A 16705-nucleotide genomic window follows, 5' to 3' on the forward strand; every position below is an offset into this window, starting at 1 on the left:
GCCGCGCGTCGCGAGTCCGGGGAGAGAATATCCGTTTTTACCTGTCGATCCTGACGGTGGTACCGGCGAGTTCGGCGTCGAGCGCCCCGATGTCGGCCTCCACCATGATCCGTGCCAGCTCGGGCCACTTGACCTGCGGCTTCCAGCCGAGCAGGTCGCCTGCCTTCGAGGCGTCTCCGATGAGCGCGTCGACCTCGCTGGGGCGCTCGTACTTGGGGTCGAAGCGGACGTACCGGGTCCAGTCGAGGTCCGCGGTGGTGAACGCGGCCTCCAGGAACTCGCGGACGCTCCCGGCCTCGCCGGTGGCGACCACGTAGTCGTCCGGCACGTCGCGCTGGAGCATCAGCCACATCGCCTCGACGTACTCCGGGGCGTAGCCCCAGTCGCGTACCGCGTCGAGGTTGCCCATGTACAGGCGGTCCTGGAGGCCCGCCTTGATCCGCGCCACGGCGCGGGTGATCTTCCGGGTGACGAAGGTCTCACCGCGGCGCGGCGACTCGTGGTTGAACAGGATGCCGTTGACCGCGAAGAGGCCGTAGGCCTCGCGGTAGTTCACCGTCGACCAGTAGCCGAAGACCTTGGCGCAGCCGTACGGGCTGCGCGGGTGGAAGGGCGTCCGCTCGTTCTGCGGCGGCGGGGCGGAACCGAACATCTCCGAGGACGACGCCTGGTAGAGCCGGGTGTCGATGCGCGCGGCGCGCACCGCCTCCAGCAGCCGCATGGAGCCGAGGCCGGTGACGTCCGCGGTGTACAGCGGGGCGTCGAAGGAGACCCGGACGTGCGACTGGGCGCCGAGGTTGTAGACCTCGTCGGGCGCCAGGTCGCGCAGGAGGTTCACCAGCGCGACGCCGTCGGTGAGGTCCGCGTGGTGCAGCACCAGGCGGCGGCCGGGCTCCTGCGGCTCCTCGTAGACGTGGTCGATGCGCTCGGTGTTGAACGACGACGAGCGCCGCACGAGGCCGTGCACCGTGTAGCCCTTGGCGAGCAGCAGTTCGGCGAGGTACGAGCCGTCCTGGCCGGTGACGCCGGTGATGAGGGCCGTCTTGCCCATGGGATCCTTCCCCCTGATCATTCCGCCGGATGGCAGAATTCGTACTTTTGACGTCCTCCTCCGCCCGGAAGCGAGGGATTCCAACGGATCCCCTCTCAGGCCGAGAGGGGATCCGATTGAGGTTCGCGGTGCACCGGCCCGGCAACCCGAGGCCCTTCCCGCGCAGCAACCGCCCGCCCGGCGGCCGTTCTGATGTTCTTGGCGGCGTTCACATCGGCGTTGCTCGCTTGCCCGCAGGCGCGGCAGCGGAAGGCGGCTTGGCTCTCGCGCGCCTTCCGGTCCACGGTCCCGCATGCCGAACAACGCTGCGACGTGTACGCCGGATCAACGGTGACGACGCGTCCCGGAGCCTTGTGCTCCAGGCGCCGGACCCAAGCGCCCCACCCGGCGGCGAGGATGCTCCGGTTCAACCCTGCTTTCGCCTTGACTCCCCGTCCAGGCCGGGCGGCCGAGCCACGGGCCGAGGCGGTCATGTTCCGGATGCTCAGTGCTTCCACGCCGATCACGTCGAACCGGCGGGCCAGATCCGTACTCGTCTTCTCGACCCAGTCCTTGCGCCTGTCGACCTCACGGGCGCGCAGCCGCCCCAGGGCCGCCTTGACTCGGCGCCGCGCCTGCGAACCCGGCCGGCAGCGGGCCAGGCGCCGCTGCAACTTCCGTGACCGACGAGCCTCGAACGGACCCAGCCCAGGCGCGGTCAGCAACTCGCCGGTGGACAGGGCGGCGGACACGGCCACACCGCGGTCGACTCCCACGAGGGCCCCGTTGCGGGGAGCGGGGATGGGATCGGGCACGGCGGCGAAGGCGAGATGCCAGCGCCCGGCCCGGTCCTGAGTGACGCGATACGACTTCACCCCCGCAGGCACCGGCCTGGAGAGGCGGAAACGCACCCATGCCGCCTTCGGGACCCACACCTCCGCTGTACGGCGGCTCAGCCGCCGAATATGCCCGGGCCTGACGGCCACGATCCGAAACCCTTCGTGCCGTCCGGCCTTGCGCCAGGTGGGGCGGCCGTGGGTGCCGGCGAAGAAGTTCGCCATGGCCTGGGCGAAGTCCCGGAGCGCCTGCTGCTGCACCATCTGCGAGCCTGCGCGCAGCCATGGGCATTCCGCCCGTGCCTCTGTGAGCTGCTTCGCCTGGGCAACGTACCCTGGAGCCGACCCGCGGCGAGGTGTCCACCAGGAGTGCTGCTCGACGGCCAGGTTCCACACGAACCGGGCATGCGCACAGTGCGACGTGAGGGCACGCTTCTGCTCGCCGGTAGGTCGCAGTCGGTACCGGGGCATGCGCTGAACGTAACACCCGTCGCCGACAACCACACCGGCAACGAAGGGAGAAGGGGCTTCCGTCCCGGGCTCGCGCCTGGGAGCCACCGCCCCGTACGTCCGATGACACGATCGACTGAGCTGCTGCCGCCCGGCGCGCGGGTCTTCGTTGCGGGACACCGAGGGCTGGTCGGCTCCGCCGTCGCCCGGCGGCTGACCGCCGACGGGTACGAGGTGGTCACCCGCACCCGCGCCGAGCTGGATCTGCGCGACGCGGAGCGGACGGCGGCCTGGCTGGCGGCCGTCCGGCCGGACGCGGTGGTGCTGGCGGCGGCCAAGGTCGGCGGGATCATGGCGAACAGCCGCTTCCCGGTGCAGTTCCTGGAGGACAACCTGCGCATCCAGCTCAGCGTCATCGCGGGCAGTCACGCCGCGGACGTGGGCCGGCTGCTGTTCCTCGGCTCCTCGTGCATCTACCCCAAGCTCGCCGACCAGCCGATCCGGGAGGACTCGCTGCTGACCGGCCCGCTGGAGCCGACGAACCAGGCCTACGCGCTGGCGAAGATCGCCGGCATCGAGCAGGTGCAGGCGTACCGCAGGCAGTACGGCGCGGCGTACATCTCGGCGATGCCGACGAATCTGTACGGCCCCGGGGACAACTTCGACCTGGAGACGAGCCACGTCCTGCCGGCCCTCATCCGCCGCTTCCACGAGGCCCGGGAGAAGGGTGCGGAGGAGGTCGTGCTCTGGGGCACGGGAACGCCCCGCCGGGAGTTCCTGCACGTGGACGACCTGGCGGCGGCGTGCCTCGCGCTGCTGCGCGGCTACGACGCGGACGGTCCCGTGAACATCGGCTGCGGCGAGGACCTGACGATCCGCGAACTGGCCGAAACCGTACGGGACGTCGTCGGCTACCGGGGCCGCATCGCCTTCGACGCCGACCGCCCGGACGGGACGCCCCGCAAGCTGCTGGACGTCTCGCGCATCACGGAGCTGGGCTGGCGCCCGGAGATCCCCCTGCGGGAGGGCATCGCGGCGGTGTATGAGGACTGGCGGCGCAGCACGGCGACGGTGGGCGCCTGACCCATGCCGCCCCGCGGCGCCGGCCGGCTCCGAGGAGCCGGACCGGCGCGCGGTCCGAGCGGTCGTTCCGCGTCTCAATACGCCCCCCGGCCGTCGACGACCGCGCGCAGGGTGCGGGCCATCACGTCCATGTCGTGGGCGAAGGACCAGTTCTCCACGTAGTGCAGGTCCAGCGCGATCGTCTCGTCCCAGGTCAGGTCCGAGCGGCCGCTGACCTGCCACAGGCCCGTCATCCCGGGCTTGACCGCCAGCCGGCGCAGCTCGGTGTCGCTGTAGCGGGCGACCTCCTCGGGCAGCGGCGGACGGGGGCCGACCAACGACATCTCCCCGCGCAGCACGTTGAACAGCTGCGGCAGTTCGTCCAGTGAGCTGCGGCGCAGCACCTCGCCGACGCGGGTGACCCGCGGGTCGCGGCGGATCTTGAAGATCGGGCTGCCGTCGTGCTCGTTGACCACGGACAGCGCGGCCTTCCGCTGCTCCGCGTCCTCGACCATGCTGCGGAACTTCCACATGGTGAACGGTGCTCCGCCCCGCCCGAGGCGGGTCTGCTTGTGGAACACCGGACCCGGCGAGGTGAACTTCACCGCCGCCGCGATCACCGCGAACACCGGTGCCAGCAGTGCGATGCCGATCGCCGCGGCCACCCGGTCGCTCGCCGCCTTCAGCGTCGACTGCGCGCCCCGGCGCAGCGGCGGCGCGATGTGCAGCAGCGTCAGGCCCGCCACCACCGACAGCCGCAGCCGCCGCTCGGCGACCTCGGCGATGCCCGGCAGGACGGCCAGCGGCAGCCCCGCGTCGTGCAGCGCCCACGCCAACTGCCGCAGCCGGGCTGCCGGCAGCAGCGGTCCGGGGGCGGCGAGGACCAGCTCGGCGCCGTGTTCCCGGGCGGCGGCCAGCACCGCCTGGGCGTCCCAGCCCGCCCTGTCCGAGGGGACCGGGCCCAGCCGGGCGGCCTCGGGGGCGCCGCAGGACAGCGGTGCCTCGCCGACCGGGACGACGCCGACGACGACGTACTCGTGGTCGGTGCGCGCGGCGAGCTGGCCGACGACGTGGTCGGCGGTGGCCGGTTCTGCGACCACCAGCACACGCCGTACCGCCTGGCCCTCCCGCCGGGACGCGACGAGATGGTGGTGGAGCAGCTTGGCGGTGACGACGGTCAGTACCAGACCCGGCAGCAGCGCGAGCAGCGCCGGCTGCGGCTCCGCGGCGCTGTCGGCGGTGAACGCGCGGACGACGGCGAGCACGCCGAAGAGCAGGAGCCAGTCCTGCAGCAGCGGCACCACCGCGCCGGACTCGCCGAGCTGCCGCGCGGAGTAGCGGCGCCGCGCGGCCCGTACGGCGAGCCAGCCCCCGGCGGCCAGCGCGGCGCAGAGCGCCGGATAGGGCTGCCGGGTGGTGAGGAAGACGAGCACGACGGGGATCGCGATCCCCGCCGCGTCGGTGACGAGGGCAGCCGGCAAGTACCACGCCGGCTTTGCTGCGGCGGAGCGGACGCGGGTCCCGCGTCTCGGCTCCGCCGTCATGATCTCCGTATCGGCAACTCCGATACGCCGCATGTTCCCCCCTGGCACATCGCGACTGATGAGGCGCACGCGATCCTCCCCCGGTCGACGCGCACCTTTCGCTCCCGGAACTTTAGGCCAGATTTGCGTAGAACGCCCATGGTTCGTGCAAAAACGGCCTAGATGTAGCGAGCTTCACACCAGGTCGGCGCCGTGCCGCGGCTCACAGCGTGCGGCTTACGACGTACGACTCCCGAGAGGGGCTGAGGGATGTACGGAGTTTTACGGCAGTTTCGATTGCCCGGGACGCGTGGTCACCCACCCCGCTTCCGCAGCCGGAGCACGTTCCAGGATACGCACGGCAGTTCGGCCTCAAGCTCACCGTCTGCGCTGATCCGCGCGGTGCCGAGGGACCGCGGCAGCACCCGCCCCGGATCCGTCTCGGTGTTCGCCGCGTCCGGGTCGTCGTCGGCGAGGACCAGGTGTTCGAGGACCGTGTATCCGTCCGCGCCGCCGTCGGCGTCGAACCCGCGCAGCGCGACAGACAGCCGCAGCGGTTCGTCCTGGGCCCGGTTCACGGCCAGGATCGTCAGGTCGCCGCTCTCCTCGTCGTAGGTCACCACGTGGTCCAGCGCGGGGACGTCGCCGTGGCGCGGCGTCTCGATCCGCGAGCCGGTACGGTCCGCCTCGGTGCGCAGCACCGTGCCGCGGGCGAACTGAGCGGCCTGCGCGAACGGATGGAAGATCGTCTGCCGCCAGGCGGGGCCCCCGGGCTCGCTGCGGATCGGTGCGATGACGTTGACGAGCTGCGCCAGGCAGGCCACGGCGACCCGGTCGGCGTGCCGGAGCAGGGTGATGAGCAGGGAGCCCACGACGGCCGCGTCGGTCACGGAGTACGTGTCCTCGATGAGCCGCGGCGTCTCGGCGGTGGCCAGGTTCCGTTCGCCCGGGAAGCGGGCGGCGTACCAGACGTTCCACTCGTCGAAGGAGAGCCTGATCCGCTTGTCCGCCCGCCGTACGGCGCGGACGTGGTCCGCGGTGGACACCACGTCGGAGATGTACTGGTCCATGTGGGCGCCGGAGGCGAGGAAGCTCGCCCGGTCGCCGTCGAACTCCTCGTAGTACGCGTGCAGCGACAGGTAGTCGACCTCGTCGTAGGTCTCCTCCAGCACCTCGCGCTCCCAGGTGCCGAAGGTCGCCATCTGCGCATGGGAGCTGCCGCAGGCGACCAGCTCGATCGACGGGTCGACCTGGTGCATGGCCTTGCCGGCCTCGGCCGCCAGCCGGCCGTACTCGCGCGCCGACTTGTGCCCCGTCTGCCACGGGCCGTCCATCTCGTTGCCCAGGCACCACAGCCGCACCCCGTGCGGCTCGGCGACGCCGTGCTCGATCCGCAGATCGGACCAGGCGGTGCCGCCGGGATGGTTGCAGTACTCGACGAGCGCGCGGGCGGCGTCGATGCCGCGGGTGCCGAGGTTGACGGCCATCATCGGCTCCAGGCCGAGCCCCCTGGCCCAGGCCAGGAACTCGTTCGTGCCGACCTCGTTGGTCTCCACCGACCGCCAGGCGAGGTCGAGCCGGCGGGGCCGCCCGGCCGCCGGGCCGACGCCGTCCTCCCAGTGGTAGCCGGAGACGAAGTTGCCGCCGGGATAGCGGACCAGGCCGGTGCCCAGCTCGCGGACCAGCGCGGCGACGTCGCCGCGGAAGCCGGCGGCGTCGGCGGTGGGGTGGCCGGGCTCGTAGATCCCGGTGTAGACGCAGCGGCCCATGTGCTCGACGAACGTTCCGTACAGGCGCGGGTCCACCTCGCCGATGACGAACTCGGGGTCGACGGTGAACCTGGCGGTGTGCGGCATGCGGTGCCTTTCTCCGGGGGCGTGGACGGCGGGGCTGCGCGCGGGCGGGCCTACTTCAGGCCCGTACCGGCGATGCCCTCGACGATGCGGCGCTGGAAGAGCGCGAAGACGACGAGCAGCGGGATGGCGCCCAGCACGGCGGAGGCCATGAGCTGCGCGTACGGGATGCCGAAGGCGTCCTGTACGGAGTTGAGCCCGACCGGGAGCGTCATCATCTCCGGGTCGGTGACGACCAGCAGCGGCCACAGGAAGTTGTTCCACACGGCCACGAAGACGAAGATCGTCACGGCCGACACGGCGGGCCGCGAGACGGGCATCACGATCTGCCAGTACGTGCGCAGCCAGCCGGCGCCGTCGGCGCGCGCGGCCTCGATCAGCTCTCTGGGGATGCCGTCGAAGAACTGCTTGAAGACGAAGACGGCGACGACGTTCGGCACCTGCGGCAGGACCACGCCCCAGTACGTGTTGAGCAGGCCCACCTCCTGCAGCGCGAGGAACTGCGGGATCATCAGCACCTGCATCGGGATCATGATCCCGGCGAGCAGCAGCAGGAACACCCCGCGGCGGAAGCGGAAGCGCACCTGGGAGAGGCCGAAGGCGGCGAGCGAGGCGGTGACGACGGTGAGCACCGTGGTCAGCAGCGAGACGATGAAGCTGTTGGCGTACCAGTAGGGCAGCTTGCCCTTGTCGAAGAGGTCTTCGTACGCCGCGAAGGTGGGGTTCGAGGTGAACCAGGACGCCGGGTCGGTGGCTATCTCGTCCGCCGGCCGGATGGATATCGCGGTCGCGAAGAGCAGCGGCACCAGCCACAGCAGCGCGAAGGCGACGAGGACGCCGAGCGAGACGCGGTTGAAGAGCTTCTCGGCGTCGTAGCCGCGGCGGGGCGCGGGGGCGGCGTCTTTCGCGCGGGCGGGTGCGGTGGCGGCGGGGGCTTCTTCGGTGTGGGCCATGGCTCAGCTCTCCTTCTCTGCCCGGCGGACGAGGAAGAACCAGACCAGGGAGATCAGCAGGATGACGAGGAAGAGGAAGAGGGAGACGACCGAGGCGTAGCCGGTGCGGCCGTCGGTGAAGCCGGTGTCGACGATGTACTGCAGCGTGGGCCGGGTGGAGCCGTCGGGGCCGCCGGCGGTCATCATGTAGATCTGGTCGAAGACCTTCAGCGAGGCGACGATCTGCAGCACGGTGACGAGCGTCGTCGTCCGCCCCAGCATGGGGATGATCACGTGCCGGATCCGCTGCCAGGGCCCGGCGCCGTCCATGGCGGCGGCCTCGTGCACGTCGCGGGGGATCTCCTGCAGACCGGCCAGGTAGAGCACGAAGTTGAAGCCGATGGTCCACCAGACGGTGACGCCGGCCAGCGACCACATCGCCCAGTTCGGATCGCCGAGCCAGGACGGCGGCGAGCTGACGCCGAGGGCCTTCAGCCAGTCCTGGGCCAGGCCCGTCTGGTCGGCGAGCACGCCCCACATGAAGATCAGCGAGACCGACGCGGACGGGATGACGTACGGCGCGAAGAAGGCGAAGCGGATGAACCACCGGCCGCGTACGAACCGGTCGGCGAGGATCGCCAGCCCCAGCGCCAGCAGCACCAGCGGGATCGTGGTGAGCACGGTGAACCACAGGGTGTGCTTCAGCGTGCGCCAGAACTCGGAGTCGCCCAGGACGTCCGCGTAGTTGGAGAAGCCGACCCAGCTGCCGAAGCCGTCGCGCAGCAGGCTGCCGTTGAAGAAGCCCGCCACGAAGGTGTAGAGGAGCGGGCCGAGGAGGAAAACGATGTAGAAGAGCGCGAACGGCGCGACCAGGGCCGGGCCCGCGAGCCGGCCGCGGGCCTCGCGGTTGCGTGACCTGCCGGGGGTGAGGGCGCCGGTGCCGACTGTGCTCGCCACGGGGATGCCTTTCGTTCGGGGGGGATGGGGCGGCGGGGGTCAGATCGGGGACTCGACGTCCGCGAGCCTGCGCAGCTCGTCGCGGACCCGGTCCGCGGTGGCACGCGGCGTCGACCGGCCGGTGAGCGCGGCGCTGACCGCGTCGCCCACCCGGTTCTGCAGGTTGCTGCCGGCGCCGCCGTACCAGGCGACGGGGTCGTAGACGGCGCCCTCGGCGGCGGCGGTGTAGTGGGACTGGGGCGTCAGTTTCCGGTACGCGGCCGAGCTCTGGGTCGGCAGCCACGCGGGGACGTGCCCGCCCTCGGCCCAGAGTTCGCTGTTCTCCAGCAGCGAGGCGGTGAACTCCAGCGACAGGGCGAGCCGGTCGTCGTCCTGCTTCGGCTGGCGGGGGAGGACCAGTGCGTGGCTGTCCGCGAAGCAGGCGTACGGGGCGTCGTCGAAGATCCGCGGCAGCGGCCGCATGTCGAACTTCACCCCCGAGCCCAGGACGGCGATGATCTGCCACACGCCGTCCATCAGGAACCCGGCCTCGCCGTTGGTGAGCAGGGTGATGGCGGCCTGCCCGTTGGCGCCGGTGGGGATCAGCTTCTCCTTGCCGAGGCGCTGGATGTACGCGAGCGCCTCCTCGGCGGCGTCGAGGTCGACCTGCACGGTGGCGCCGCCGTCGGCGACCAGCGGGCGGCCGCCGAGCTGGCTGTAGAAGGACAGGAACATGCGGAACTGGGTGGCCGTGTCCTTGATCGAGGCGACCGAGCCGCCCCAGACGCCGGTGACCTCCTTCGCGGCGCGCAGCGCGTCGGCGAACTTGTCCGGGCCGTCGACGTCGACCAGCTCGCCGCCGTCGAGCAGGCCCGCCTTCTCGGCGATGTCGGTGCGGAAGTACAGCGCGAAGGGGTGGGTGTCGATGGGGACGCCGTAGAGGCGGTCGTCGACGTGGGACTTGCGCCAGGGCTTGGCGTCGAACTTCTCCGGCGTCATGCCCTGCTCGGCGAGCGCGTCGGCGGGCAGCTCGCTGAGCAGCCCGGCCTGGGCGAGCACCGGCAGCTTCGACAGGTGTGCGATGGCGACGTGCGGGGGGCGCTTGCCGATGGTGGCGAGGCTGAGCTTGGTGTAGTACGGGTTGCCCCAGACGAAGGTGGTGGCCCGCAGGGTGCTGTCGGGGTGGTCCTTCTCGTACAAGTCCTGCATGGCGACCATGCGTTCGCCGTCGCCGCCGGTGAAGGGGTTCCAGAAGTTCAGCCGGTCCGCGGGGGGTTCGCCGCCGGTGAAGCCCTGGGCGATGGTCGTGCCGCAGCCGGTGAGCGCCGCGGTGGCGGCGGCGCCGGCGGCGAGGCCCGCGCCGCCGCGCAACAGGGCGCGGCGGGAGGGTGCGTACGGGGCTGCCGGTGTGCCGCGGGCGGGGTCGGGGGCCGAACGGCCGGGGGAGTCGAGGCGTCGGAGCATGGCGGATGTCCCTTTCCGCGGCGAACTTGTACAACGTTGTAATGCGCTCTTGGTGGAACGTTGTATATCGCCGTGCGCACCACGTCAACAGCCTGCGCAGAAGGCGTATGGTGTGCGCACCAGAACCTCGGAGGAATCGGGAGGAAGCCGTGCCCGGGGCCCGCCTCAAGGACGTCGCAGAGCGCGCCGGTGTCTCGATCAAGACCGTCTCGAACGTCGTCCGCGGCGCCGCACGCGTCGCCGAGCCGACTCGCGCGCGCGTCCTGCGCGCCATCGACGAACTCGGCTACCGCCCGCACGCCTCCGCCCGCCACCTGCGCACCGGCCGCAGCGGCGTCATCGCGCTGGCCGTCCCCGAACTCGTCGCGCCCTACTTCGCGGAGCTGGCCACCTGCGTCATCGCCGCCGCCAAGGAGAGCGGGCAGACCGTCCTCATCGAGGTCACCGACGGCGACCCGGCGGAGGAGCTGCGCCTGGCCTGCGGCCTCGGCGACCCCCTCATCGACGGCGTGCTCCTCAGCCCGCTCGGCCTGGACCAGACGGCGCTGGCCGCCCGCGAACGCCGCGTTCCGCTCGTGCTGCTGGGCGAGCGCGACTACGAAGTCCCCGCCGACCACGTGCTCATCGACAACGTCGCCGCCGCCCGCGACGCCACCCGGCACCTCATCGGCCTCGGCCGCCGCCGCATCGGCATCATCGGCTGGCAGCACGACGAGCGCACGACCGCCACCGCCCTGCAGCGCATGCAGGGCCACCGCGAGGCGCTGGCCGAGACGGGCCTCGCCTACGACCCGGCGCTGGCGCCCGCCGTGGGCTCGTACACCCGCGCGGGCGGCGCGGCGGCGATGCGGGAGCTGCTGGCGCTGCGACAGCCGCCGGACGCGGTGTTCTGCTTCACCGACATGATGGCGTCGGGCGCGATGCGCGTCGCGCACGACGAGGGCCTGGCGATCCCGGCCGACCTCGCGGTGGTCGGCTTCGACGACATCCAGGAGGCGCGGTACATGGTGCCGTCGCTGACCAGCGTCGCGCCGGACAAGCAGGAGCTGGCCAAGCTGGCGGTGAAGGCGCTGCTGGCGCGGATCGAGGGCCCGGCGGAGGCCCCGCCGACGACGCTGCTGGCGCCCTACGGCCTGGCGCTGCGCGAGTCGAGCGCGCTGCCGCAGGCCGGGCCGTAGCGCAGCGGGGCCGGCGGGGTGGCGGTGCTACGCCAGCAGGCCGTCGATCTCCGCCAGTTGCCCCGGGGTCAGCGGGCCCGCGTCCAGGGCGCCCGCGTTCTGCGCCGCCTGCGCGACCGTGCGGAAGCCGGGGATCGGGACCGTGTGCGGGCTGCGGGCCCAGATCCACGCCAGTGCGCCCTGCCCGACGGTGCGGCCGCCCGAGGTGAGGATGTCGCGGATCGCCTCGATCCGCGGCAGCCACCCCGGCGCCACCCGCCCGTCCGCGCCGAAGTACGTCAGCCACGCCGGCGGCGTCGCCCGGATGTCGCCGGTGCCGACCCGCGAGCCCGCGTCGTACGCGCCGGAGAGCAGCCCCATCGCCAGCGGGCTGCGGTTGACGCTGGCGAGGTCGCGCTCCGCGCACAGCGCCAGCATCTCCGGGGCGTCCTCCAGCACGTTGAGCCGGTGCTGCACCGCCGCGCAGTGCGGGCCGTCGGCGAAGGCCGCGGCGCGCGCGGGGTCGTCGGTGCTCCAGGCGTACGCGCGGATCAGGCCCTCGCGGACGAAGTCCTCGCACGCCTCGCGCAGCTCCGCCGCAGCCGCGAAGCCGGCGTCCCCGATGTGCAGTTGGTACAGGTCGACGCGGTCGGTGCCCAGCCGGCGCAGCGAGTCGGTCAGCGCCCGGCGCGCGTGGCCGGGGGACAGGTCGCGGGAGAGCAGCGTCCGGCGGTCCGCGTCGAAGACGTTGCCCCACTTCGTCGCGAGGACGACGTCGTCACGGCGGCCCGCGAGCGCGCGGCCGAGCACGGTCTCGCTGTGACCGGTGCCGTAGACGTCGGCGGTGTCGAAGAACGTGACGCCGCCGTCGAGCGCGCGGCGCACGGCCCGTACCGACTCCTCGTCGTCCACCTTTCCCCAGCCCAGCGGGTTGCCCTCGGCGTCCCACCACTCGCCGCCGATCGCCCAGCAGCCGAAGCCGAGGGCGCTGACCTCGATGCCCGTACGTCCCAGAGTGCGCTTCTGCATGGTGACGAGCATGCACCTTCGAGCGCGCTCGAACGCAAGGTGCTCTCAGGCGGTCAGCGGGTCGGATCCCTCCAGCTCCCGGAAGACCGCCACGTTGAACGCGAAGGCGCGGTGGCACTCCTCGACGATCCGCTTCTTCTCCAGGTCGTCGACGGGCAGCTCGTCGAGCAGCCTTCGGTAACCGCGCTTGTACGCGGCCGGGTTGGAGACGTGCTCGAAGACGTAGAAGCGGACGCCGTCCCCCTTGCGCTCGAAGCCCCAGGTCTTCTCCGCGGTGCCGCGGACCACCTGGCCGCCGGAGAGATCGCCGAGGTAGCGGGTGTAGTGGTGCGCCACGTACCCCGCGGGCCAGCCGCGCGCGCACTCCCCGACGCGGGCCGCGTACGCCTTCGTGGCCGGCAGCGGCTCCGCAGCGGCGCGCCAGCCGGTGCCCCCGTGCAGGAAGTCGAGATCGCGCGCCAACTCGGGGACACGGGCCAGCTCGGGCTGCACGAAGGGGCCCGCGACCGGGTCGGCGGCGAGCGCGTCCCAGCAGTCCTCCAGCGCGCGGTAGACGAACCATAGCTGCTCGGTGTACCGCCGGTAGGCGGCTATGCCGAGCGCGCCGCCGAGCATGTCGCTCATGAAGGTCGAGTGGTTGGCCTCGTGGTGCTGGTCATGGGACTCGGTGCGGAGCCGGGTGGAGAACGGCGTCACGTCCAAGGCGGGCCTCCGGGGCACGGCGGGGCGGTGGGCGTGACGATTCTCTTTGGTTAGGCTTACCTAAGTCAAGAGGTTCCCGACGCCGTGTCGGTATCACCCCGGGCCGCCCCCGGCCTGCTCACGGCAGGGTCAGCACCTCCGCGCCCGACTCCGTCACCACGAGCGTGTGCTCGAACTGCGCCGTGCGTTTGCGGTCCTTGGTCACCACGGTCCACCCGTCGTCCCACATGTCGTACTCGTGCGTCCCGAGGGTCAGCATCGGCTCGATCGTGAACGTCATCCCGGGCCGCATCACCGTGGTGGCGCGCGGGTCGTCGTAGTGCGGGATGATCAGGCCGGAGTGGAAGGCGGTATGGACGCCGTGGCCGGTGAAGTCGCGCACGACGCCGTAGCCGAAGCGCTTGGCGTAGGACTGGATGACCCGGCCGATGACGTTGACCTGCCGGCCCGGGCGGACCGCCTTGATCGCGCGGTTCAGCGACTCGCGGGTGCGCTCGACCAGCAGCCGGGAGGTCTCGTCGACGTCGCCGACGAGGTACGTGGCGTTGTTGTCGCCGTGCACGCCGCCGATGAACGCGGTGACGTCGAGGTTCACGATGTCGCCGTCGTGCAGCACCGTGGAGTCCGGAATGCCGTGGCAGATCACCTCGTTGACCGAGGTGCACAGCGACTTGGGGAAGCCCCGGTACCCGAGGGTGGAGGGGTACGCGCCGTGGTCGCAGAGGTACTCGTGCGCCACCCGGTCCAGCTCGTCCGTCGTCACCCCGGGCGCGATGTGCTCCGCGGCGACGGCCATCGCCCGCGCGGCGATCCGCCCGGCGGTACGCATCCGCTCGACGGTCTCCGCGTCCTGGACCTCGGGTCCCGTATAGGGCGCGGGGCCCTTCTTCCCGACGTACTCGGGGCGGGGGACGGCGGCGGGAACGGCGCGGGGCGGGGAGAGGGTACCGGGCGCGAGCAGCGACGACTGGCCAGACATGGATCCGAGTCTATCGGCGGGGAATCGGGCACGATGGGCGGCGGCAGACCGCGCAGGCACGGCCCAGGTGAGGAGCGAGATGGCGCTGTTCAAGAAGAAGACGGCGGGCAAACCGGGCGAGTGGTACTACTGCCTGGAGCACAAGCGGGTCGAGGAAGGCCCGCAGTGCAGGGCCCTGAACCGCCTCGGGCCGTACGCGACGCCGGAGGAGGCGGCGCGGGCGATCGAGACGGCGGAGGCGCGCAACGAGGAGTGGGACGAGGACGCCCGGTGGAACGACGGCGGGGACCGCGAGGGCGGGTCGGGCCGCTGAGGGGGCAGCGGACCGCGACCGCGCGGCGGCGACGGGGCCGGCCCGGTGGCTGCGCGGCGGGAGGCGGGGCGGGCGGCGACGGTCCGGCTTCGTGCGGCGGCGGTTGCCCGTCGCCGCGGTTCGCCCCGTCACGTCGCCGGGTCCGGGGCCGGCACGCCGTCCGGGCCGCCCTTCTCCGTCTTCTCCGCCGCCGCCGCGGCGCGGCGGTTCCGTTCCCGTACCGCGTGCTCGTTCGTGCGTGCGTCGTACGTCATCAGCTTCGGCAGGCACGCCGCCAGCAGCACCACCGCCCCCGCGCACATCACCCCGCCCGACCAGATCGACGTCCGCACGCTCGTCAGCGCCGCCACCCCGCCGGAGCGGAACTGCCCGGCCACCGGGCCGACCGAGTACGACAGCAGCTCGATGCCCGCGAGCCGGCCACGGAGCTCGTCAGGGATGGTCTGGTTCCACATCGCCGCCCGGAACACCCCGCTGACCATGTCGAACGCGCCCGCCACCGTCAGCAGCAACAACACCGCCCAGGCGTTCGGCATCACCCCCGCCGCCGTGATCGCCAGGCCCCAGCCGGCCGCCGACAGCATCACCGCGCGGCCGTGCCGGTGCACCCGCCGGGTCCACCCGCTGGTCAGGCTCACCAGCAGCGAACCCGCGGGCAGCGCCGCGTACATCAGCCCCAGCGCCCACGGCGCGTCCAGATCGTCCGCGAGGAACGGGAACAGCGCGAGCGGGAAGGCGAAGAACATCGCCGCCAGGTCGATGGCGTACGTGCCCAGCAGCTCCTTGCGGTTCCACGCGTACCGCGCGCCCTCCGCGATGGCGCGCAGGCTCGGCGCCACCGCCTCGCGTGCGGCGGGGGAGGGGGCGAGCATCAGCGCGAGACCGACGGAGACGGCGAACGTCCCGGCGTCCAGCGCGTACGCCCAGGGCAGCCCGGCGTACGCGACGATGAACCCGGCGAGCGCGGGGCCCGCGATGCCGCCGAGCTGCCAGCGCAGGGAGTTGAGCGCGGCGGCGGCGGGCAGGTGCTCGTGCGGCACGATGCGCGGGACGATCGAGTCGAGGGCCGGGCGCTGGATGCCGGTCAGCGCGCTGGTGAGCGCGGCGACGACGTACAGGGGCCAGAGCATCGGCTCGGGCAGCAGGCTGTTGACGAGCAGGACGGCGGAGACGAGGCCGAGTCCCGCCTCGCTGTAGAGGATCAGCTTCCGCTTGTCCATGGCGTCGGCGAGGGCGCCGCCGTACAGGCCGAAGACGATCAGCGGGACCAGCTCGACGGTGCCGATGGCGCCGACCGCGAGGGCCGAGCCGGTCAGCTCCTTCACCTGCACGGGGAGGGCGACGAAGGTGAGGAAACTGCCGAAGGCGGTGATGAGGCCCGCGACCCACATGAGGCGGAAGTCGCGCGAGGCGTGCCAGGGGGCGAGGTCGGGGAGGAGGTCGCGGTAGGCGCGGGATTCGTCGGCCACGAGGGGCCATGGTCGGGTGGGTGGGGGGTGGGCCGCAAGAGAATTACGCCGGTGGCCGGTGGCCGGTGGCCGGTGGCCGGTGGCCGGGGCCTGGGCCGAGGGCCGGTTGCCTGGGGGCTGGGGGCCGGGGGCCGGGGGCCGGTCGGACTACCAGCGGGGCGGGGGCGGGGAGGACAGCGCTTCGGCGAGGCGGGCGAGGCGGTCGCGGAAGCCGGAGCGGGCGGAGGCGGCGGGCGGGGTGCCGTTCTCGCCGGCGGCGGCGCTGACGAGGTGCTGGACGGTTTCCAGGTCGATGTCGCCGCTGTCACCGGGGACGGTGAGCAGTTCGTGGGCGAGGCCGGACAGCTCGGTGGAGCCGCCGTCCAGGGCGAGTACCGCAGCCCCGGCGCGGCGGGCGTCGCCGACGCGCTCCAGCAGCGCGTCGCCGGGCTCGTCGGGGGCGACGACGAGCAGGGTCTCACCGCGCCCGGCGGCCTCCAGCCGGCCGAGCCCGACGCCGAGATGGGCGGGGCCGGCGCCCGGCACCCGGTGGCGTACGAGGGTGGGGGAGAGGGCGGGCAGGCCGGACCAGGCGGCCTCGTCGTCGAGGTGGGCGGCGAGGTGCCACGGCTCGTACGCGGCGGTCCCCACCAGCAACAACCCACCCCCCTGCGCCTCGACGGCCCCCCGCAGCACCCCGGCGAACCGCCGCGCCGCCCCGGGCCACTCGGTCCCGGCCAGCACTTCCCGCAACAGGGCCACACGCACGGCATCCATGGGGCGGGATGCTGGCATGCGGCGTTGCCGCCCGCAGCGAAAGACCCGGTACGTTCACCGTTTCGGGGGCGGGTGCCGGGGGAGGGTCGGGGGCTTCGCCCCCAGACCCCTGCGGGGGCTTCGCCCCCAGACCCCTGCGGGGGCTTCGCCCCCAGACCCCTGCGGGGGCTTCGCCCCCAGACCCCTGCGGGGGCTTCGCCCCCAGACCCCTGCG

General features: G+C 72.6%; 15 protein-coding genes. 3 read left to right on the top strand and 12 right to left on the bottom strand.

The features are described from left to right. Window positions 1–37: 37 nt before the first annotated feature. On the bottom strand, window positions 38–1051 hold the full coding sequence (gene gmd / locus ABGA99_RS26515) for a GDP-mannose 4,6-dehydratase (protein WP_347581565.1): 1014 nt from the start codon (window positions 1049–1051) through the stop codon (window positions 38–40). A gap of 95 nt (window positions 1052–1146) precedes the next feature. Next, window positions 1147–2337 (bottom strand): transposase, encoded by a 1191-nt coding sequence (locus tag ABGA99_RS26520; RefSeq protein WP_347583578.1) that lies wholly within the window; start codon window positions 2335–2337, stop codon window positions 1147–1149. A 102-nt stretch (window positions 2338–2439) separates the two neighbouring features. On the opposite strand from ABGA99_RS26520, the gene ABGA99_RS26525 reads away from it, so the two are divergent. Then, window positions 2440–3399 (top strand): GDP-L-fucose synthase, encoded by a 960-nt coding sequence (locus ABGA99_RS26525; protein WP_347583579.1) that lies wholly within the window; start codon window positions 2440–2442, stop codon window positions 3397–3399. Window positions 3400–3473: 74 nt separating this feature from the next. Here ABGA99_RS26525 and ABGA99_RS26530 read toward each other — a convergent pair whose 3' ends face one another. The 5 genes from ABGA99_RS26530 to ABGA99_RS26550 form a co-directional block, all read right to left on the bottom strand. Further along, entirely contained in the window at window positions 3474–4955 is a 1482-nt protein-coding gene (locus tag ABGA99_RS26530) for a sugar transferase (protein ID WP_347581568.1), read from the bottom strand. A gap of 260 nt (window positions 4956–5215) precedes the next feature. After that, entirely contained in the window at window positions 5216–6757 is a 1542-nt protein-coding gene (locus ABGA99_RS26535; RefSeq protein ID WP_347583580.1) for an alpha-N-arabinofuranosidase, read from the bottom strand. A 50-nt stretch (window positions 6758–6807) separates the two neighbouring features. Next, entirely contained in the window at window positions 6808–7707 is a 900-nt protein-coding gene (locus ABGA99_RS26540; protein ID WP_347581570.1) for a carbohydrate ABC transporter permease, read from the bottom strand. 3 nt (window positions 7708–7710) lie between these two features. Further along, window positions 7711–8643 (bottom strand): sugar ABC transporter permease, encoded by a 933-nt coding sequence (locus tag ABGA99_RS26545; RefSeq protein WP_347581571.1) that lies wholly within the window; start codon window positions 8641–8643, stop codon window positions 7711–7713. A 39-nt stretch (window positions 8644–8682) separates the two neighbouring features. Next, a complete protein-coding gene (locus ABGA99_RS26550; protein ID WP_347583581.1) occupies window positions 8683–10086 on the bottom strand; it encodes an extracellular solute-binding protein in 1404 nt (467 codons plus the stop codon). Window positions 10087–10235: 149 nt separating this feature from the next. On the opposite strand from ABGA99_RS26550, the gene ABGA99_RS26555 reads away from it, so the two are divergent. Further along, window positions 10236–11264 carry a LacI family DNA-binding transcriptional regulator gene (locus tag ABGA99_RS26555; RefSeq protein ID WP_347581573.1) on the top strand — a complete coding sequence of 343 codons (1029 nt, stop codon included), beginning with the start codon at window positions 10236–10238 and terminating at the stop codon, window positions 11262–11264. A gap of 27 nt (window positions 11265–11291) precedes the next feature. Here ABGA99_RS26555 and ABGA99_RS26560 read toward each other — a convergent pair whose 3' ends face one another. The 3 genes from ABGA99_RS26560 to map all read right to left on the bottom strand — a co-directional run bounded on the left by ABGA99_RS26560 (window position 11292) and on the right by map (window position 13953). Beyond that, the gene (locus ABGA99_RS26560; protein WP_347581574.1) at window positions 11292–12284 is read right to left on the bottom strand and encodes an aldo/keto reductase; all 993 of its coding nucleotides are present in this window, start codon (window positions 12282–12284) and stop codon (window positions 11292–11294) included. 33 nt (window positions 12285–12317) lie between these two features. Further along, window positions 12318–12974 (bottom strand): biliverdin-producing heme oxygenase, encoded by a 657-nt coding sequence (locus tag ABGA99_RS26565; RefSeq protein WP_347583582.1) that lies wholly within the window; start codon window positions 12972–12974, stop codon window positions 12318–12320. Window positions 12975–13092: 118 nt separating this feature from the next. Beyond that, window positions 13093–13953 (bottom strand): type I methionyl aminopeptidase, encoded by an 861-nt coding sequence (gene map / locus ABGA99_RS26570; protein ID WP_347581576.1) that lies wholly within the window; start codon window positions 13951–13953, stop codon window positions 13093–13095. 79 nt (window positions 13954–14032) lie between these two features. Here map and ABGA99_RS26575 point away from each other — a divergent pair, with 79 nt between their 5' ends. After that, on the top strand, window positions 14033–14266 hold the full coding sequence (locus ABGA99_RS26575; protein WP_347581577.1) for a hypothetical protein: 234 nt from the start codon (window positions 14033–14035) through the stop codon (window positions 14264–14266). Window positions 14267–14394: 128 nt separating this feature from the next. On the opposite strand, the gene ABGA99_RS26580 is transcribed toward ABGA99_RS26575, so the two are convergent. Beyond that, the gene (locus ABGA99_RS26580; RefSeq protein WP_347583583.1) at window positions 14395–15735 is read right to left on the bottom strand and encodes an MFS transporter; all 1341 of its coding nucleotides are present in this window, start codon (window positions 15733–15735) and stop codon (window positions 14395–14397) included. A gap of 147 nt (window positions 15736–15882) precedes the next feature. After that, window positions 15883–16491: a hypothetical protein gene (locus ABGA99_RS26585; RefSeq protein ID WP_347581579.1), complete on the bottom strand. Its 609-nt coding sequence runs from the start codon at window positions 16489–16491 to the stop codon at window positions 15883–15885. Window positions 16492–16705 lie beyond the last annotated feature (214 nt).

The sequence above is a fragment of the Streptomyces sp. B5E4 genome (assembly GCF_039871555.1).
Lineage (GTDB): Bacteria > Actinomycetota > Actinomycetes > Streptomycetales > Streptomycetaceae > Streptomyces.

Bases quoted from the DNA above. Each gene is read 5' to 3' on its own strand.
- ABGA99_RS26520 (WP_347583578.1), bottom strand. From the start codon at position 2,337: ATGCCCCGGTACCGACTGCGACCTACCGGCGAGCAGAAGCGTGCCCTC.
- map (WP_347581576.1), bottom strand. From the start codon at position 13,953: ATGTCTGGCCAGTCGTCGCTGCTCGCGCCCGGTACCCTCTCCCCGCCC.
- ABGA99_RS26560 (WP_347581574.1), bottom strand. From the start codon at position 12,284: ATGCTCGTCACCATGCAGAAGCGCACTCTGGGACGTACGGGCATCGAG.
- ABGA99_RS26535 (WP_347583580.1), bottom strand. From the start codon at position 6,757: ATGCCGCACACCGCCAGGTTCACCGTCGACCCCGAGTTCGTCATCGGC.
- ABGA99_RS26585 (WP_347581579.1), bottom strand. From the start codon at position 16,491: ATGGATGCCGTGCGTGTGGCCCTGTTGCGGGAAGTGCTGGCCGGGACC.
- ABGA99_RS26550 (WP_347583581.1), bottom strand. From the start codon at position 10,086: ATGCTCCGACGCCTCGACTCCCCCGGCCGTTCGGCCCCCGACCCCGCC.
- gmd (WP_347581565.1), bottom strand. From the start codon at position 1,051: ATGGGCAAGACGGCCCTCATCACCGGCGTCACCGGCCAGGACGGCTCG.
- ABGA99_RS26530 (WP_347581568.1), bottom strand. From the start codon at position 4,955: ATGCGGCGTATCGGAGTTGCCGATACGGAGATCATGACGGCGGAGCCG.
- ABGA99_RS26575 (WP_347581577.1), top strand. From the start codon at position 14,033: ATGGCGCTGTTCAAGAAGAAGACGGCGGGCAAACCGGGCGAGTGGTAC.
- ABGA99_RS26525 (WP_347583579.1), top strand. From the start codon at position 2,440: ATGACACGATCGACTGAGCTGCTGCCGCCCGGCGCGCGGGTCTTCGTT.
- ABGA99_RS26540 (WP_347581570.1), bottom strand. From the start codon at position 7,707: ATGGCCCACACCGAAGAAGCCCCCGCCGCCACCGCACCCGCCCGCGCG.